General features: G+C 58.9%; 9 protein-coding genes. 8 read left to right on the plus strand and 1 reads right to left on the minus strand.

The genetic code is table 11. The features are described from left to right. Nucleotides 1–164: 164 nt before the first annotated feature. From QP503_RS03375 to QP503_RS03390, 4 genes are all read left to right on the plus strand, one after another. Nucleotides 165–3,716 carry a proline dehydrogenase family protein gene (locus QP503_RS03375; RefSeq protein ID WP_103632831.1) on the plus strand — a complete coding sequence of 1,184 codons (3,552 nt, stop codon included), beginning with the start codon at nucleotides 165–167 and terminating at the stop codon, nucleotides 3,714–3,716. 155 nt (nucleotides 3,717–3,871) lie between these two features. Then, nucleotides 3,872–5,635, plus strand: coding sequence for an ABC-ATPase domain-containing protein (locus QP503_RS03380; RefSeq protein WP_103632832.1), 1,764 nt, complete (start codon nucleotides 3,872–3,874; stop codon nucleotides 5,633–5,635). 109 nt (nucleotides 5,636–5,744) lie between these two features. Continuing rightward, on the plus strand, nucleotides 5,745–6,506 hold the full coding sequence (locus tag QP503_RS03385; protein ID WP_179370099.1) for an ABC transporter ATP-binding protein: 762 nt from the start codon (nucleotides 5,745–5,747) through the stop codon (nucleotides 6,504–6,506). Next, nucleotides 6,503–9,058, plus strand: coding sequence for an FtsX-like permease family protein (locus tag QP503_RS03390; RefSeq protein ID WP_103632833.1), 2,556 nt, complete (start codon nucleotides 6,503–6,505; stop codon nucleotides 9,056–9,058). Before QP503_RS03385 ends, QP503_RS03390 begins: the two co-directional genes overlap by 4 nt. 390 nt (nucleotides 9,059–9,448) lie before the next feature. Here QP503_RS03390 and QP503_RS03395 read toward each other — a convergent pair whose 3' ends face one another. Then, nucleotides 9,449–10,357, minus strand: coding sequence for a patatin-like phospholipase family protein (locus tag QP503_RS03395; RefSeq protein ID WP_103632834.1), 909 nt, complete (start codon nucleotides 10,355–10,357; stop codon nucleotides 9,449–9,451). Between the two features lie 254 nt (nucleotides 10,358–10,611). On the opposite strand from QP503_RS03395, the gene QP503_RS03400 reads away from it, so the two are divergent. The 4 genes from QP503_RS03400 (at nucleotide 10,612) to nrdF (ending at nucleotide 16,654) form a co-directional block, all read left to right on the plus strand. Then, nucleotides 10,612–12,990, plus strand: coding sequence for a S9 family peptidase (locus tag QP503_RS03400; RefSeq protein WP_103632835.1), 2,379 nt, complete (start codon nucleotides 10,612–10,614; stop codon nucleotides 12,988–12,990). After that, nucleotides 12,987–13,931: a ribonuclease H family protein gene (locus QP503_RS03405; RefSeq protein WP_103632836.1), complete on the plus strand. Its 945-nt coding sequence runs from the start codon at nucleotides 12,987–12,989 to the stop codon at nucleotides 13,929–13,931. Before QP503_RS03400 ends, QP503_RS03405 begins: the two co-directional genes overlap by 4 nt. A 183-nt stretch (nucleotides 13,932–14,114) precedes the next feature. Next, nucleotides 14,115–15,473, plus strand: a complete 1,359-nt coding sequence (locus QP503_RS03410) for an alpha/beta fold hydrolase (protein ID WP_103632837.1) — start codon at nucleotides 14,115–14,117, stop codon at nucleotides 15,471–15,473. Between the two features lie 218 nt (nucleotides 15,474–15,691). Beyond that, entirely contained in the window at nucleotides 15,692–16,654 is a 963-nt protein-coding gene (nrdF, locus tag QP503_RS03415) for a class 1b ribonucleoside-diphosphate reductase subunit beta (protein ID WP_103632838.1), read from the plus strand. Nucleotides 16,655–16,768 lie beyond the last annotated feature (114 nt).

The following is a 16,768-nucleotide window of genomic DNA, read 5'->3' on the forward strand; positions in this document are numbered from 1 at the left end:
TGGCGCGAAGCAGTCAGATCCCTCTATTTCAGAATTGACGAGGCCACCTCGCCCACTGAACCGCCACGGCCTGAAACGGGGTGGGCGACCTCGTCGACTGAACATCACCGCACTGAATCTTTCCAACTCACTCACACACCACTGAACAAAGTAATCGAGGAAGAATGTCTGAATCAGAAAACCCCACCACGGATTTCGAAACGATCGTTGACCGCGCGCTTGCTACCGCGAGGCGTTGGGCGACATCATCGACACAGTTCCCGACTGACCCGGCAGCACAGTTGCTGGCCGGCGTGTTGAAGGACGAAGAGGGCTTGGATTACACCGTTTCATTCGTTGACGGAGTGGTTCGCCCCGAAGACCAGAAGGTGGCCGCACGCCACCTTGCCGAGGTCGGCGCGAAGAACCCGAAGTTCTTGCCGTGGTATCTGCGCACCCCTGCACTGGTTGGCGGTAAGGTTGGCACGCTAGTTCCGTCAATCGCTGTTCCCGCCGCCCGCAAGGTGTTTGCACGCCTTGTTGGTGATCTTGTTGTTGATGTGTCCGACGAGAAGCTCGGTCCAGCAATCGAGCGACTTCGTAAAGATGGCGCGCGCCTGAACATGAATCTGCTCGGCGAAGCCGTGCTGGGCGAGAAGGAAGCTCGCAAGCGCCTCGACGACACTCGTCGTCTGTTGGAGCGCCCGGATGTTGACTACGTTTCACTGAAGGTTTCGGCGGTGACCGGCCCGCACAACCCGTGGGGATACGACCAGATCGTTAACCACGCGGTGCGCGAACTGCTTCCGCTCTACCAGTACGCGGTCAGCGCCGGTGGCAAGTTCATCAACTTGGACATGGAGGAATACCACGACCTTCAGCTGACGGTCGACGTGTTCAAGACAATCCTCGACCGTGAAGAATGCCTGGGTCTGCGTGCCGGCATCGTGCTTCAGGCCTATCTGCCCGACACCCTGAACGTCATGAAGGATCTGCAGGAATGGGCAGCAGCACGCAGAGCGCGTGGCGGAGCACCGATCAAGGTGCGTGTCGTGAAGGGCGCAAACCTGGCAATGGAGCGCGTCGATGCCGCGATGCACGGCTGGGATCTGACGACCTGGGATTCGAAGCAGTCGACGGATGCGAACTACGTGCGAGTCCTGGATTGGGCGATGCACCCCGATCGTATTCAGAACGTCAACATCGGCGTCGCGGGACACAACCTGTTCACAGTCGCCTGCGCATGGGAGCTGGCGAAGGAACGCGGTGTTACCGACCACGTTGAATTCGAAATGCTGTCCGGTATGGCGATGCAGCAGGCGGCCGCAGTTCGTCAGGAAGTCGGCAACCTGTTACTGTACGTGCCCGTCGTTCACCCCGACGAATACGACGTTGCCATCGCGTACCTGGTGCGCCGACTGGAAGAAAACTCCGCGGACGATAACTTCATGGCGTCGATCTTCGATATCGGCACCTCGCAAGTGTCATTCGATAAGGAAAAGACTCGCTTCCTTGCCGCAGTTGAGCAGATGAAGCGCGAGGGAATCAGCCGTGTTGGCGCAAATCGTACCCAGGACCGCACGTCGGAAACTGCCGACGACCTGGCTGCACCGTTGAAGGACTCGAACGGTAACTGGGTCTTCGCGAACACTGCGGATTCGGATCCGGCTCTTCCGGTCAACCTGCAGTGGGCACGTGAAATCGCCGAGCGTATCCCGACCTCAACTCTGGGAACTTCGACCCTTGAAGCGGGGACGATCACTGATCGCGAAACCCTGGACACCCTCGTCGAGGCGACCGCGAACGCCGGCAAGGAATGGGCGGCCCGTAGCGCCGCAGAGCGTAGCGATATCCTGCACCGCGCAGGTGTTGAGCTGGCCCGTCGTCGCGCGGATCTGATCGAGGTTGCCGGCTCCGAACTGGGCAAGTCCCTGGAGCAGGCTGACGTCGAGGTTTCCGAAGCTACCGACTTTGCCCACTACTACGCACAGCTTGCTCTGGAGCTCGAAAAACTCGATGGCGCCCAGTTCACTCCGGTGGATCTGACCTTGGTTACTCCGCCGTGGAACTTCCCGCTGGCAATTCCTGCCGGTGGCGTTCTGGCCGCTTTGGCTGCAGGATCGGCTGTCATTTTGAAGCCTGCTGATCCGGCTGGTCGCTGTGGCGCCGTTATTGCCGAGTGCCTGTGGGCTGCGGGTGTCCCGAAGGATGTCCTGCAGTTTGTCTCCGTCGGCGAGGACACGCTGGGTAAGGACCTCGTCACGCACCCACGCGTGGGTCGCGTTGTCCTGACGGGCGCGGCTGGGACGGCTGAACTGTTCCGTTCCTGGGATCCGACGATGAAGATCATGGCAGAAACTTCGGGTAAGAACTCGATCATCATCACTCCGTCGGCCGACCTTGATCTGGCCGTAAAGGATGTTGTGAACTCAGCGTTCGGTCACGCTGGTCAGAAGTGTTCTGCCTGCTCCTATGTGATTCTGGTCGGTTCGGTCGGCTTCTCGAAGCGCGTGCGCAACCAGTTGCTTGACGCGGTTCGTTCCCTGCATGTCGCCTGGTCGGATGACCTGAGCGCTCAGATGGGTCCGCTGGCGACCGAGCCGACCGGAAAGCTACTGCGCGGTCTGACCACGTTGGAACCAGGTCAGAAGTGGGAAATCACCCCAAAGCCTCTCGATGACACGAACCGACTGTGGAGTCCTGGTGTCCGCTCGGGTGTCCAGGTCGGTAGCGAGTACCACTTGACCGAATACTTCGGCCCGATCCTCGGCATTATCCGCGTCGATACGCTCGATGAGGCGATCGAAGCGCAGAACATGGTCGAGTACGGTCTGACCGCCGGCCTACACTCGCTGGATCCGGACGAAATCAACTACTGGCTGAACAACGTCGAAGCTGGCAACGTGTACGTTAACCGCGGTATCACGGGCGCGATCGTGCGTCGCCAGCCGTTCGGTGGCTGGAAGCGTTCAGTTGTCGGCGAAGGCACGAAGGCCGGTGGCCCAAACTACCTGCTGGGCTTCGGTTCGCTGGCGTCCGCGCCACTCGATTCCGCTCCGTCGACGCACACGTTGAAGCCTCAGTTGCGTGATCTGCTCGATTCGGCGTCCGAGGTGCTTGACGGCGAAGAGATGGAGCGTTTGGCGAAGGCAATTTCGTCGGATAACGAGGCCGCGTTCACCGAATTCGACGTCTTACATGACCCGAGCGCGGTGCCCGCGGAGCGCAATATTCTGCGTTACATTCCGGCACGTGCAACGATTCGTGCCGGAGCGGGCGCTTCGCTGACCGATATTCTGCGCGTCATCTCGGCTGGCGTGGCAACGGGTTCCTTCGCTTCGAATCCACTGGGTGAGGGAATGATTCGCGAGACCACCGGCGGCGGTTGGGGCGATGTTGAGCTGACCGTTTCCACGACCACACCGCTACCCACGTCGATCACGTCGCTACTGGCGCACATGGGTATCGGGGTTGTTGTCGAAGACTTCGATCAGTTCACTATGCGTCTGACACAGGTGGAATTCAACTACGACGAGCGTATTCGTCTCATTGACGAGGCCGGCGACGACCTGCGTTGCGCCGTGGGCGGCTCGATTGACGTGGCCGTCTGGGATGGCCCCGTCACAAACTCTGGCCGTGTAGAGGTTCTGCCGTTCGTTCACGAGCAGGCAGTGTCGATCACGAACCATCGTTTCGGTAATCGCACTCCCCTGTCGACGCAGGTCTTGCAGGGCTGACTGAGGTGCCCCTGTGCGGGGTACTGCGCAGGCTTCCTCAACCGTGTGAGTGAGGAATAGCGCCGGCGGGCATCGGAAAGCGACCACGTTATGTGCGTGGAATGCCCGCCGGCGCGACCTGTGCCCGGGGTGGAGCGACCCGATACGATAGGGGCATGGTCCCTCGCTTTCACACCGACGATAAGTTCCACAAACGCTCTGGCTCTGACGCAGAGTTGATTCGTGACCTCGACCGTCTGGATGGTCGCTCCTACGGGTCGTATAAGTCGGTGATCGGCGACTGGGATTACGGCGATTTTTCGCTGAGCATCGATCGGATTCAGTCCGACCCTTACGCTCCTCCGTCGCAGATTCGCGCAACTGCGAAACCTGATCGAATGGGCTTGCCACCTGAAGCATTGGCGAATGGTCAGGCTCGTCTGGCGACGGCTGACTTCCTGGCGCGAGCCTTCGAGGCAGCAATCAGAAACCGCATTCGTGGTGGTGCCATTCGGATCGCTCACCCGGGTCCAGAGATCCTGCAACGTTCAAGCGCGAAGGTGATGCCCGATCATGTTGAGATCCGTTTCCAGGTTCAGATGCCTGCGCGAGGTCGAACGATCATGGGCCGCGAAGCTGCCCGTATTTTCGACGTGGATATTCCGAACATTGTGATGGACACGTTTGATTTTGTGTCTGACGATGACATCACCATCGCCAAGACTTCTGCCCTGAAAACCCACATTGCAACGTACGAGGATCATTGCGCTCTGATCGATTCTCTGGCGGAAAACAACTGGGTGTCTTTTATCGCCGATGGCTCGTTGCTTGCCCGTAAGTCGGGGGTTTCGCAGGTTCCGATGGACGCCGATACCGCGGTAACTTTTGAGTCCCCGCAGACTCTGCGTCAGACGGTGAACCTTCCTCACGCGGGCAAAGTCAGTGGCATGGCAATTGCTCCCGGTGTCACCGTGATCGTCGGCGGTGGCTACCACGGCAAGTCGACGCTATTATCAGCAATCCAACGAGGCGTGTACGCGCATGTTCCAAACGACGGTCGCGAACTCGTAGCAACTCTTCCGGATGCCATGAAGGTACGCGCAGCCGATGGTCGTACCGTGACCGGAGTCGATGTTTCTCCCTTTATTTCACATTTGCCGGCCGGCGCGGACACGACGAACTTCTCGACGTCGAACGCTTCAGGCTCAACCTCTCAGGCTGCGGCGATCATGGAGGCTGTGGAACTCGGCTCTCCTCTTCTGCTGATCGACGAAGACACTTCGGCAACGAACCTCTTGATCCGTGATGAGCGTATGCGCGCCCTCGTCGCCACCGAAAAAGAGCCGATCACTCCCCTCGTTGACCGTATCGGAGCTCTTGCAAAGCAGAATGTTTCAACGATTATGGTCATGGGCGGTTCTGGCGACTATCTGGACGTTGCCGACTGCGTCCTCATGCTTGACACTTACCGTTGCGTGGACGTCACCGCCCGCGCCAAGGATGTAGCTGCACAAATGCCGCGGCCTCGTAATGACAAGCAGGAATTCGCGTTGCCCGCGCCTCGTATCCCCCATCGCCTGCGCCCCACGTCCGACCGCCCGAAGACAAAGTCCGCGGGCCTGGACGAAATCACGATCGACCGCCAGACAATCACCCTGACGGACGTGGAGCAAATCGTCGATCCGGGTCAGACCGAAGCAATCGCGTGGGCGGTCCGAGGAGTTTTGGAAAACTATGCTGCCGGCAAGATGGCGCTAGTCGAACTGCTTGCTCGTCTTGAACGTCAGTTCGCATCCGAAGGCTTGGACGCGCTGACAAAGTTCGGGGCACGCTCATACCCGGCATTCTTGGCTCGCCCGCGACGCGTCGACATTGGGGCCGCGATCAACCGTTTCCGCGGGCTCAGTATTGTCGCCACCGACTCCGTGGAAAAGGACTGACCCCCCTTCTATTCGAGGTTAATCGGGGACATCCCCCACAAGAAAATGGGGGTGGAAATGGGCGCTTCCCCCATAGTGCGTAGCTCGTTGCTCGGCGCACAGTTGAAGCATGAGCATTCCACTTTCACAATCTCAGTCAGTCTCATCCGTTTCGTCGTCCGCGCCCGTTGTCGCGCTTGATCACGTATCCAAGATTTACGGTCAGGATGATACGCGCGTCGCAGCGCTTGACGACGTCAGCGTCGACTTTTACGAGCACACCTTCACCGCCATTATGGGTCCGTCGGGCTCAGGTAAGTCGACCATGCTTCACATGCTTGCCGGTCTCGATTTGGCGACCAGTGGCGAGGTTCGGATCGAAGGTAAAACCTTGTCGCAACTGGATGATGACGCGTTGACCCGTCTTCGTCGCGACCGCATCGGTTTCGTATTCCAGAGCTTCAACCTTGTTCCCACTCTTGATGCGCGCGCAAACATTGAGCTTCCCCTTCACTTGGCCGGACAAAAGCCTGACCGCCGTTGGCTCTCCATGATCATCGACGTGCTCGGCATCGGGAATCGCTTGAAGCATCGCCCGCAGGAAATGTCTGGTGGCCAGCAGCAACGCGTCGCCGTTGCCCGTGCGCTCGCATCGAAGCCAGCAGTGATCGTCGCCGACGAACCGACCGGCAACCTGGACTCCGCTTCCTCGCGCGAGGTCCTGCAACTTCTTCGCGCCACCGTTGATCAGCTGGGACAGAGCGTCATCATGGTGACGCACGATCAAAACGCCGCTCTGATTGCCGACCGTGTCCTGGTGATGCGCGACGGAAAGATCCGGGCCGATCTGGCCAAGCCGACCGAAGCTCAGCTGAGCGAGGCCGCACGATGAGCTCCATTAAACAACCGAGCGATTTCGCCCCTACATCCGAGCCTCGTACCGACGCTTCCACATCGCGTGGAACCCTTGGCCACTTGCTCCGCGCCAACGTGAAGACGCACGGTCATCGCTACGTGGCGACCGGCCTCGCCGTCGCGATTTCAACCGCGTTCATCATGGTGTTCCTGGCACTCGGCAACGGCATGACCGCATCGCTGACCGCGAGTGCGCGCGATTCCTACCACGGTGCTGCCACGGTGGTCGAGGCTACTGACGAGTTCTACGATGCCGGCCACTCGGATCTTTTAGAGGTCACCGATCAGTTGAAGGCAACCGACGGTGTCACGGCAATTGCACCGCAACAGCGGGCCTTCCTCAATCTGTCGAATGGCGCTAAGCGCACGGTTCGCATGGCACGCTCTACCCAGCCGGAACCTTTCCACCGCAGTGAAGTAACAGAAGGTGCCCTTCCGAACAGCGACACTGAGATCTTCCTCGACACGATCGCCGCTGACAACCTGGGCGTGAAGGTAGGCGACACGATTCAGGCAAGCGCTGCGTACACGCAGGATGCTTCTGCTCCAAAGACCAGCCTGACCGTTTCGGGCCTGGTGAAAACCGGGCCGACGGGCCAAGGTGTTGCGATGATGACACCGGACGGCTTGGTTGCCGCGTCCAATCACTCGCAGTACACGACCAGCATTCTGGTTGCCTCATCGAGCGCCTCCCCGTCGATTGCTGAGCAAGAAAAGTTGGCGAACACGCTGACAACGACACTCGATGACACCGGTCTGACAGTAATGACCGGCCAAGCGGCATACGAAAGAGAGATTGAGCAACTGGCCGTCGGGTCAGCAACACTCACAGCGATATTCCTGGTCTTCCCCGTGATTTCGATGATTGTCGCAATTATCGTTGTTGCGACGACCTTCCAGGTGATAATGACTCAGCGGCGTCGCGAGCTCGCCCTGCTACGCGCCATTGGCGCAACGAAGAAGCAAACTCGGTCGTTGGTCATGCGCGAGGCCGCATTGATCGGCCTCATCTCGTCGGCGGTCGGTACCGCCGTGGGCGCATTGGGCGGGTTTGCAATCCTGAACGGGTTCGGGATTGTCTCGTTCTCTGACGCAGTTGCCTCGGCTGCCTCGCCGATCGCCTTGGCGGGCACGTGGTCGGCTGGCACGCTGATGACGATCGCCGCGAACCTGCGCCCCGCGCGCTCGATTGCTCGCATGTCTCCGATCGAGGCACTGGGTAATCAAGCGGAAACCACATCCTCGCAGAAGTCGCATCGCGTGTTCTTCATTGTTTCTCTCATCATTGCGGCGCTTGCCTTCACAGGTATGGGTGTTGGCCTGTTCATGCGTGGGTCGACCAGCGGTTTCCTGCTCGCATTCCTTTCCGGAATGGTCGCGCTGGTCGCCATGATGTGCGCATCGATCGTTTTCATCCCGGCCTTGGCACGTCTGTGGGGCAGTCTTGGACGGGGAACCACGGCGAAGCTGGCACGCGAAAATACTCTTCGCAATCCTGGTCGCACCGCAGCAACAGGTGTTGCTATCGCCATTGGCGTCACCCTGATCACCATGATGAGCGTGGGCGCAGTATCAATGCGGGAGACACTCACTTCCGAGGTTGATTCTGCTCGTCCTTACGATCTGACCGTGCAGTCTGTCAGCGGTGAGCTACCCGCATCCGCTCTGTCGGAGGTCACTGGGACACAAGGTGTTGCCGCGGCGGTTGCGATTCACGGGACCAGCGGAACGATGACAGCGGGGACTGATTCGCTCGACGTCTTCATCGAGGGCGTGCCCGACTTGAATCCGGTCGCACACTCCACGATTGACGTATTGGATGATTCGACCGCAAAGTTCCAGAGCAGCACAGTGAAGACCGGCGACACGGTTCAGGTGTGTACCTCGAACGGAAAATGTGCTGACTTCACCGCTCTCATCGACGAACACTCCCAGGCTGGCTACGTTTCAATTTCTGCGAACGCCCTCGGCAAACTAGATTCATCAGCCGGCCTAAGCGCGATTCAAGTGAAGCTGGACGACCAGGCGAGTGCTACCAAAGTACAGTCCGCTCTGCTGTCGCTCAACGACCAGTACTCGGTGAACGGTACTGCTCTTGAACGCGAAACCTACAACCGGATGATCGATCAAGTCCTACTGGTCGTGATCGGAATGCTCGGTATTTCGGTTCTGATTGCACTGGTCGGTGTGACGAATACGCTCAGTCTGTCGGTTGCGGAGCGCACCCGCGAGAACGGTCTGTTGCGCGCTCTTGGTATGACCCGCCGGAATATTAAGACAATGCTGAGTGTCGAAGCTGTCTGTATCGCGTTGGCTGGGTCAACCATCGGTGTGATTCTGGGGATTATCTTTGGAATCGCGGGAACATACGCCCTGCCTTTAAAGGATGTGACCATTGCAATCGCCATGCCGTGGGGAACCCTGATTGCGGTTGTTGCTGTGTCCGTGTTGGCCGCTTTGATTGCCTCGTGGTTGCCCGGACGCAAGGCTGCAAAGGTCTCTCCCGTGGAGGCACTGGCGACTGAGTAACACGGCTCCGTGACGGGGCTCGGGGTGCATCCATTCGGATGCACCCCGAGTTTCGTTCAAGCCCGAACCTCGTCAATCCACATCGTGGACCATGACAGACTGTCAATGACGCACCCACCATGCGCGACAGATATTCATCCGCCGGACATTGGTGAACTATCACAGCCCGACGTGGGCAGGACAAGGGAGTCCTTCAGTGAGAACCCTCAGCCATTGCACCATAGTCCTTCTCAGGGGTGTCCTCTTCTTCATCGGCTTCGTCGCGACGATTTCGCAGATCACATACGCAGGCGTTCCTCCCGATTCAGACGAGGCAGAAAGTACAAGTGAGCAAGTCACACTCGACAACCCCGACGGAAGCTGGAGGGCAGAAAGCCGGATGCGAGAAACTCAGAAGCCGAGGAATGCCTTGATCGCGGGCATCTCGCGACGGATCTGCTCAAGGCCTGCCTGGTAGTTGGCGTCGAGGCGCTCGCGGCGCATTTCCGTGTTTTGAATGTCGATTGTTTCGGGAAAGAAGAGGTAGGCGCGCCCCTGTTCTTCCAGTTCAAACATCTTTTTGCGGGTGGCGTTGTAGCGAACCGGGCGCCGGGCGACGCCTTCATAGATGGAGGGGAACTTACGGAAGTTCGCCTTCAGCATTGCGCCGACCGAGGTGCGCATCGCTCCCTTGACGTAGTCGCGCGGGCGGGTCGCGATGACGACGAATGTGCGGTAGCCGTCGCGCATGGGCGCATCCAGTGGAATACCACCATTCGGACCGAGCGCACCGTCAACGTAGGTATCGCCGTCGATGATGACCGGCGGCATCAGAATCGGTAGCGTCGACGAGGCGCGAACGCGCGCCCCTAGGTCAGCCAGCGTCGTCATGTCGTCTTTGCCGAACCAGCGCATTTCGCCACGGGAGGCATTAAACGCGCCGACGCGCGCGGTTGCCGGGTTGGCGTTGAAGGTGTCAATGTCAAAGGGCATGGCGCCGTCAGGCTTGCCGATTTCTTCGTAGATCCATTGGGCGTTGAAAAATCCTCGGCCACGGGCGAAGTGGTCGAGCCCGCCAAATTCAGGGTATTCGGCGACGTCAACGAAGGTTTCGTAGGAGCGTTTCGGATCGCGTGAAATGTAGTTGACCGTGTGCGATGAGCCCGCGGAAATACCGGAAACATGGTCGAAGAACAGGCCTTGCTCCACGAATTCCGAGACGACGGCCGCCGTGTAGGCGTTGCGCATGCCGCCTCCTTCGAAGACGAGGGCAACGTCGTTGATGTTATTCGTCAGCGTGGGAACGGTGGTTTCTTGCATTTCAGGCACGTTTGCAGACTATGCCCTCCCGGTTCGAAATGCTCGCCGAGATCCAGCATGTGCGCTCACGGTTGACGCTCGCGAATTTGTCGTAGTTCTGCGGTTTTATTGACGAGGCCACGCTCGACGTTCTGGACATGGGGCGTGTATTTTGGCGCGAGTTTCTAAGGTTTTTCGCTTGTTGAGGCACAGGCTCATTTACCCGTGCGGGGTATGTAAAAACATTTGTATACGGTGCGGGTTAAAGTCTGTGCATGAGCGAATTCACCCTTCCACCCGTGGCCGAACGTCGATTCGGCTACCGCGTCCGCGATATTCACGGCGATCATTTTGATGATGTCTGGGACTGGTTGCGTGATGAGTCGAATCCTGATGTGGTCGCGCACCTGGATGCAGAGAATCACTGGGCGGATCACGTGTGTAAGCCAACTGAGTCGTTAGCTACGGCGATTGCTGGCGAAGTGAAGGGGCATACGGCTCTGGACGATGTCTCGGTTCCCGTTTTGGACGGTGATTATTGGTATTTCCACAAGTGGCATAAGGGCGATTCGTATGCAACGCATCATCGTGTGCCGGCCGATCGCAAGGGCATTTTTGATGCGTCTATTCTTCCACCTCAGCCCAGTGTTGATGGTGTTCTTCCTGGTGAGACGCTGATTTTGGACGAGAATGCTCTGGCCACGGGACAGGAGTTCTTTAAGGTCGCTGATATTCAGCCGAGCCCCGATGGTCGCTTGATCGCGTGGGCGCGGGACACTGCTGGCGATGAGCGCTTCACGTGGGTTGTTCAGGTTGCCGATACTGGCGAAGTCGTTGATGAAGCTGTCGTTGACGCTGGTTATGGGCTGGCGTGGGCAGCGGATTCTGCTTCGTTTATTTACATGGGTGTCGATGACGCGTGGCGCGCGTGCGAAGTCTGGTGGCACCAGCTTGGCACAGGTCGCGATCAGGATCGTTTGCTTCTGGTTGACCCTGACGAGCGTTTTGAAATGGGGATTTCCGATGGTGGGGACCCGTTCCATGTCCTCATTCATTCCATGTCGTCGACGTCTGGTCAGGCATGGGTGTGGTTGCCGGATTATCCGTCAACGCGCCCGGTCTCGATAACCGGTCTGGCAAAGCGTGTGATGGTGGCGGTGGATTCTGCTGGCGATCACCTGCTTGTGGTGCACACTGCTCTGTCGCAAGAGGGCACGCTTGCCGTTGCCTCTTATCCGTCTGATCTTGTGTCGCTGGCAACTCCCGTCGATGCTGACTATTCGCGCGCTGTTCTTGGTAATCGCGAGTCTGGATCAGCGATTGAGGGTGGTGAACCTGTGCCTTTTGCTCCACCGTCAACGTGGGTCACTGTGCGCGAAGCAGGCGCAGGCGAACGCCTGCTCGAAGTGGAAGCCAGGGCATCGTTCTGCGTGCTTTCTATGCGTTCAAATGCTCTGACACAAGTGGAGTACCGGACCCGAAACACGGCTATTGACGTCAGCGGGGATGTCCGGCCTCGTCCCCTTTCGAGCGACGAACTGTGCGAACTCTGGGGCGACGGGCACTTCGTGGAAGCAAAGGCTCCGGTGCGCACGATCAACTCCGTCGAGGGACCGCGCTTTGATGACCGTTTCTTCCGCGTGCGTGTTCAGTCGCAGATTCAACCGGAAACAACGATCCAAGTTGACCCATTCAGCGGCGAAACGACGGTACTGAAGGTCGCAGAGGCTCCCGGCTGGGATCCGTCCACGATGGTGGAAGAGCGTGTGTGGGTAACGGCTCGCGATGGGAAGACTCAGATCCCGGTTACGTTGATTCACGGGGTTGATGTGCGACCTGACGGCACACATCCCGGGTGGGAATTGGGATATGGGTCGTACGAGGTCTCCTATGACCCCGAGTTTGAGACGCTCCGCCTGCCAATCTTTGAGCGCGGTGTGGTGTTTGCGATCGCGCATATCCGTGGTGGTGGCGAACTGGGGCGCGCGTGGTATGACGATGGGAAGGAAGCCGTGAAGGTGAATACTTTCACCGACTTCATTGACGTTGGGCGTTGGATGGTCGAATCAGGGTGGGTTGCTCCCGGACGCCTCATTGCTGAGGGACGAAGTGCCGGTGGTCTGTTGATGGGTGCCGTGTTGAATATGGCTCCCGACCTGTATCGAACGGTGATCGCTGGCGTTCCTTTCGTCGACGCTCTGACGACAATCTTGGATCCGAGTCTTCCTTTGACGGTCGGTGAATGGGAAGAGTGGGGTAACCCCATTGAAAGCCCGGAGATCTTCCGGATTATGAAGGGCTACACGCCGTACGAGAACGTGCCAGAAAACGTCACTCTGCCAGCGGTTATGGCAACAACGTCAGTGAATGACACACGCGTTGAATTTGTTGAGCCGACCAAGTGGGTCCAACGCCTACGAGAAGCGTCAGGGCAGAACGCAGATGCTGACCTTGCCGCCTCGCGTCCGATTGTTCTGCGTACTCAGATGGTTGCAGGTCATGCTGGGCCGTCTGGCCGTGAAGGGCGCTGGAAGGCTCGCGCCGAAGAGTTCGCTTTCGCGCTCGGGCAGGTCGGAGTTCGCGAGCCCGCAGCATCGGAACTAGGTACGTCTGAAGCATCCGAAGCAATGGACAAGGCTGGTGATCAGCGATGACGCCTGCAGGTAACCGTATCGTTGCTGCCGTTGACGGTTCTTCACTTGGGAATCCTGGTCCCGCCGGCTGGGCGTGGGTCGTTGACGCCACTTGCTGGGATGCCGGTGGCTGGGAATCGGGGACGAACAATCTGGGTGAACTCACCGCTGTTCTTGAGCTGTTGAAGGCCACGGAAGCTGCTGGGTTTGCTGACTGTGAGCTCCATATCTTGGCCGATTCGCAGTATGCGATCAACGTGATCTCTCAGTGGATGCACGGGTGGAAGAAGCGCGGTTGGGTGAAAGCCGATAAGAAGCCGATCAAGAACCTTGAACTGATTCAAGAAATTGACCGTGTCATCGCTGGGCGGAACGTAACCTTCGAATGGGTGAAAGGCCACGCTGGGCACACCATGAACGAGCTCGCCGATGACTTCGCGCGCGGATGCGCCGAGGAATATCAGGCGGGTCGCATCCCCAAGCCTGGCCCCGGATTTGCTGGTAGTGGGGGAGAAACTCCCGCTTCGCAGTCCAACGAAACCGGTGATTTCGGCGATGATTCCGCGAGCGCAGTCGCGGAGCCGGCGGTTTCTTCTTCTGACTCTTCTTTCATGGAGATGCGTGACGGTTCCGGATCGGACAACAGGTCGCGTCTGATTGAGAATGAAAAGGTGTTCCTCACCGCCTGGCTTACAGGAGAATCATCGGTTTTAAAGCAGATTGCAGCCTCGGACTGCACGCGCGTTTGGCCGAACGGGAACGTGACCACGACGTTGGAGGGCCCTGTTCCCCTCGACGCGAAGATCAGTCGCATGACGGTGACTCCCGCAGGAAGCGCTTGGCTTGTTCGCTACGAGATGCGATGGAAGAACGGCGCCAGCGTTGAGCTGTCGGTCTGGGAGCCAAGTGAGAATTCGCGTGGGCTGAGCCTGGTTCATCATCAGACAACCTTGAAAGGTTAAGAGGCAGGCCACACTGACGTCCACGGTGCGTCCCTCGAACGAGCAGTAGCGACCCACGCGCAAGATTTGCTGAGTGATGTCCAGCCTGCAACCGCACTCCCGCAAAGAGCCAGCTTGCTCTCGGTTCACTGACATCGTTGCGGGTATGCGAATTGGATCGCCCGCCCGCGATACAGTGGGTTCATGCTCGTGAACTCGTATATTCAGCACTCTTGCACCGTCAATGAACACCGTTTCGTCGTCCCGTTGGATCACCGGAAGACGCTGAACGCACCCGCATCGACTCCGCAGACGCTGGAAACGATCGAGGTTTTCGCGCGCGAGGTGATCCGCCCCGGTGGCGAAAACCTCCCCTACTTGGTGTATTTGCAGGGGGGTCCCGGTTTTGGCGCGCCTCGTTCGGGTGACTTCCGCGATGGCTGGCTTGGGCGTCTGCTCGACGACCACCGCTTGGTTCTATTAGATCAACGAGGCACTGGCCAGTCGGGACGCCTTGATGCGCGCAGTTTGGTGGAGTCCGGTCGCTTCGATAACCCGGATGGGTCCATCAACGACCAGGCGTTGGCTGATTACCTGATGCTTTTCCGCCAGGATCAGATTGTCTGGGATGCCGAGCATGTTCGCCGTGAGCTGGCTGGCGACGCACAGTGGTCGACTCTGGGCCAGAGCTTCGGCGGATTCATCACGACCGCTTATCTGTCGCTCGCCCCAGAGGGCCTCGAAAAGTCACTACTTACGGGTGGTTTGCCGGGCCTTACACATGTTGACGAAATCTATCGCCGGACATACGCCGCCACGGCGAAGCGTAACCAGACCTACTTCTCGCGCTACGCATCCGACGAGCGCACGATCCGTGAAATCGCCGCTCACCTGCGCGACACCGAAGAACTACTGCCAACAGGAGAACGCCTCAGCCCCGCACGATTCCGCATGATCGGCATGGGCCTGGGAACAACAACGCGCACAGACATGTTGCACTACCTGCTCGAAGGCCCGTGGACGACGGTGCGTGGGCAGCGTCGTCTGTCACACCAGTTCCTCGAAGGCATCGCGGCGGAAATTGCAGGTACACCCATGTACGCGGTCCTGCACGAAACAATTTATGCGGGTGCGACCCCCGACCTGGCGGGCACGACAACGAACTGGTCCGCCGACCGTCTAGCCGAAGAAATCCCCGGTTTCGCTAAGGATGCCGATCCACTCGACGAATCTGAGCCCTACTACCTGACCGGCGAGCACATGATGCGCCGTTTCTTCGACGAGGATCCGTTCCTCCGCCCGTTCGCCAAAGCCTGCGACATTCTGGCGACACGCACGGATTGGCCGGCCGTCTACATTCCCGAGGTTCTGACTCACAACACCGTCCCGGTCGCAGCAGCCGTCTACTACGACGACATGTTTGTGCCTCGTGAACTGTCCCTCGATACCGCGGCGACAATCCGTGGCGCACGCACGTGGATCACGAACGAGTACCAGCACGACGGTCTGCGCGCGTCCGGAACGAACGTTATCGACCACCTTTTCGAGTTGGTACGCGACTGAGCACCGACTCCCTGGCTCCGCCTGCGATAAGAGCAGAGCCAAGATCGGCAGGCGGCCTCGTCGATTGGTGCACACTCGATGTGTGCGCAACTGGCCGATCTCACAAGATCGGCCGCCCGCCCACCTCACCTACCCACCCACATCGCGGGTAGGCTATGTCCATACCCCCAAACGCCCGCGCTTGGATACGAAGCACACCCCGGATTGAAAGAAGACCAGTGAGCACTCAGCCTGTTTTTGAAGCGATCAACTGGAACCGCATTGAGGACGAGAAGGACCTCGAGGTCTGGGATCGCCTCACCGGCAACTTCTGGTTGCCTGAAAAAGTGCCGTTGTCGAACGACATTCAGTCCTGGAAAACCCTGCACCCGGACGAGCAGCTGATGACGAACCGCGTGTTTACCGGCCTGACTCTGCTGGACACCCTGCAGGGCACCGTCGGCGCAATCTCCCTTATCCCCGACGCGCGCACCCCGCACGAGGAGGCCGTCTACACGAACATCGCGTTCATGGAGTCCGTGCACGCGAAGTCGTACTCCTCGATCTTCTCGACCCTCCTGTCCACCGAGGAGATCAACGAGTCCTTCCGCTGGTCGGAAGAGAACGAGCCCCTCCAGAAGAAGGCCGAGATCGTGAAGTCCTACTACGAGGGCGACGATCCGGCCAAGCGCAAGGTCGCCTCGACGATGCTCGAGTCCTTCCTCTTCTACTCGGGCTTCTACGCTCCGATGTACTGGTCGGCGCACGCGAAGCTGACGAACACCGCTGACCTGATCCGCCTGATCATCCGCGACGAGGCCGTTCACGGCTACTACATCGGCTACAAGTACCAGCTCGCCGTCGCCGAGTCCTCTCCCGAGCGCCGCGACGAGCTCAAGGATTACACCTACTCCCTCCTCTACGAGCTCTACGAGAACGAGGAGCAGTACACGGAGGATCTCTACGATCCGCTCGGCCTCACCGAGGACGTGAAGAAGTTCCTGCGCTACAACGCGAACAAGGCGCTGATGAACCTCGGCTACGAGGCCCTGTTCCCGGCCGACGAGACGAACGTGAACCCGGCAATTCTGGCGGCTCTGTCGCCGAACGCCGACGAGAACCACGATTTCTTCTCGGGCTCCGGTTCCTCCTACGTCATCGGCGAGATCGTCGACACCGAGGACGAGGACTGGGACTTCTAAGGCCCCTCCTTCAAGACAACTGACAAGGGCCCTGGCAACCAGCACGGTTGTCGGGGCTCTTTCGTTTCACCCCTGGATTTATCCTAGAAATCGTGGAGAAGCGTCCGCAAAAAA

The organism is Pauljensenia sp. UMB0895 (assembly GCF_030218905.1).
In the GTDB taxonomy this organism is placed as follows: Bacteria; Actinomycetota; Actinomycetes; order Actinomycetales; family Actinomycetaceae; genus Pauljensenia; species Pauljensenia turicensis_A.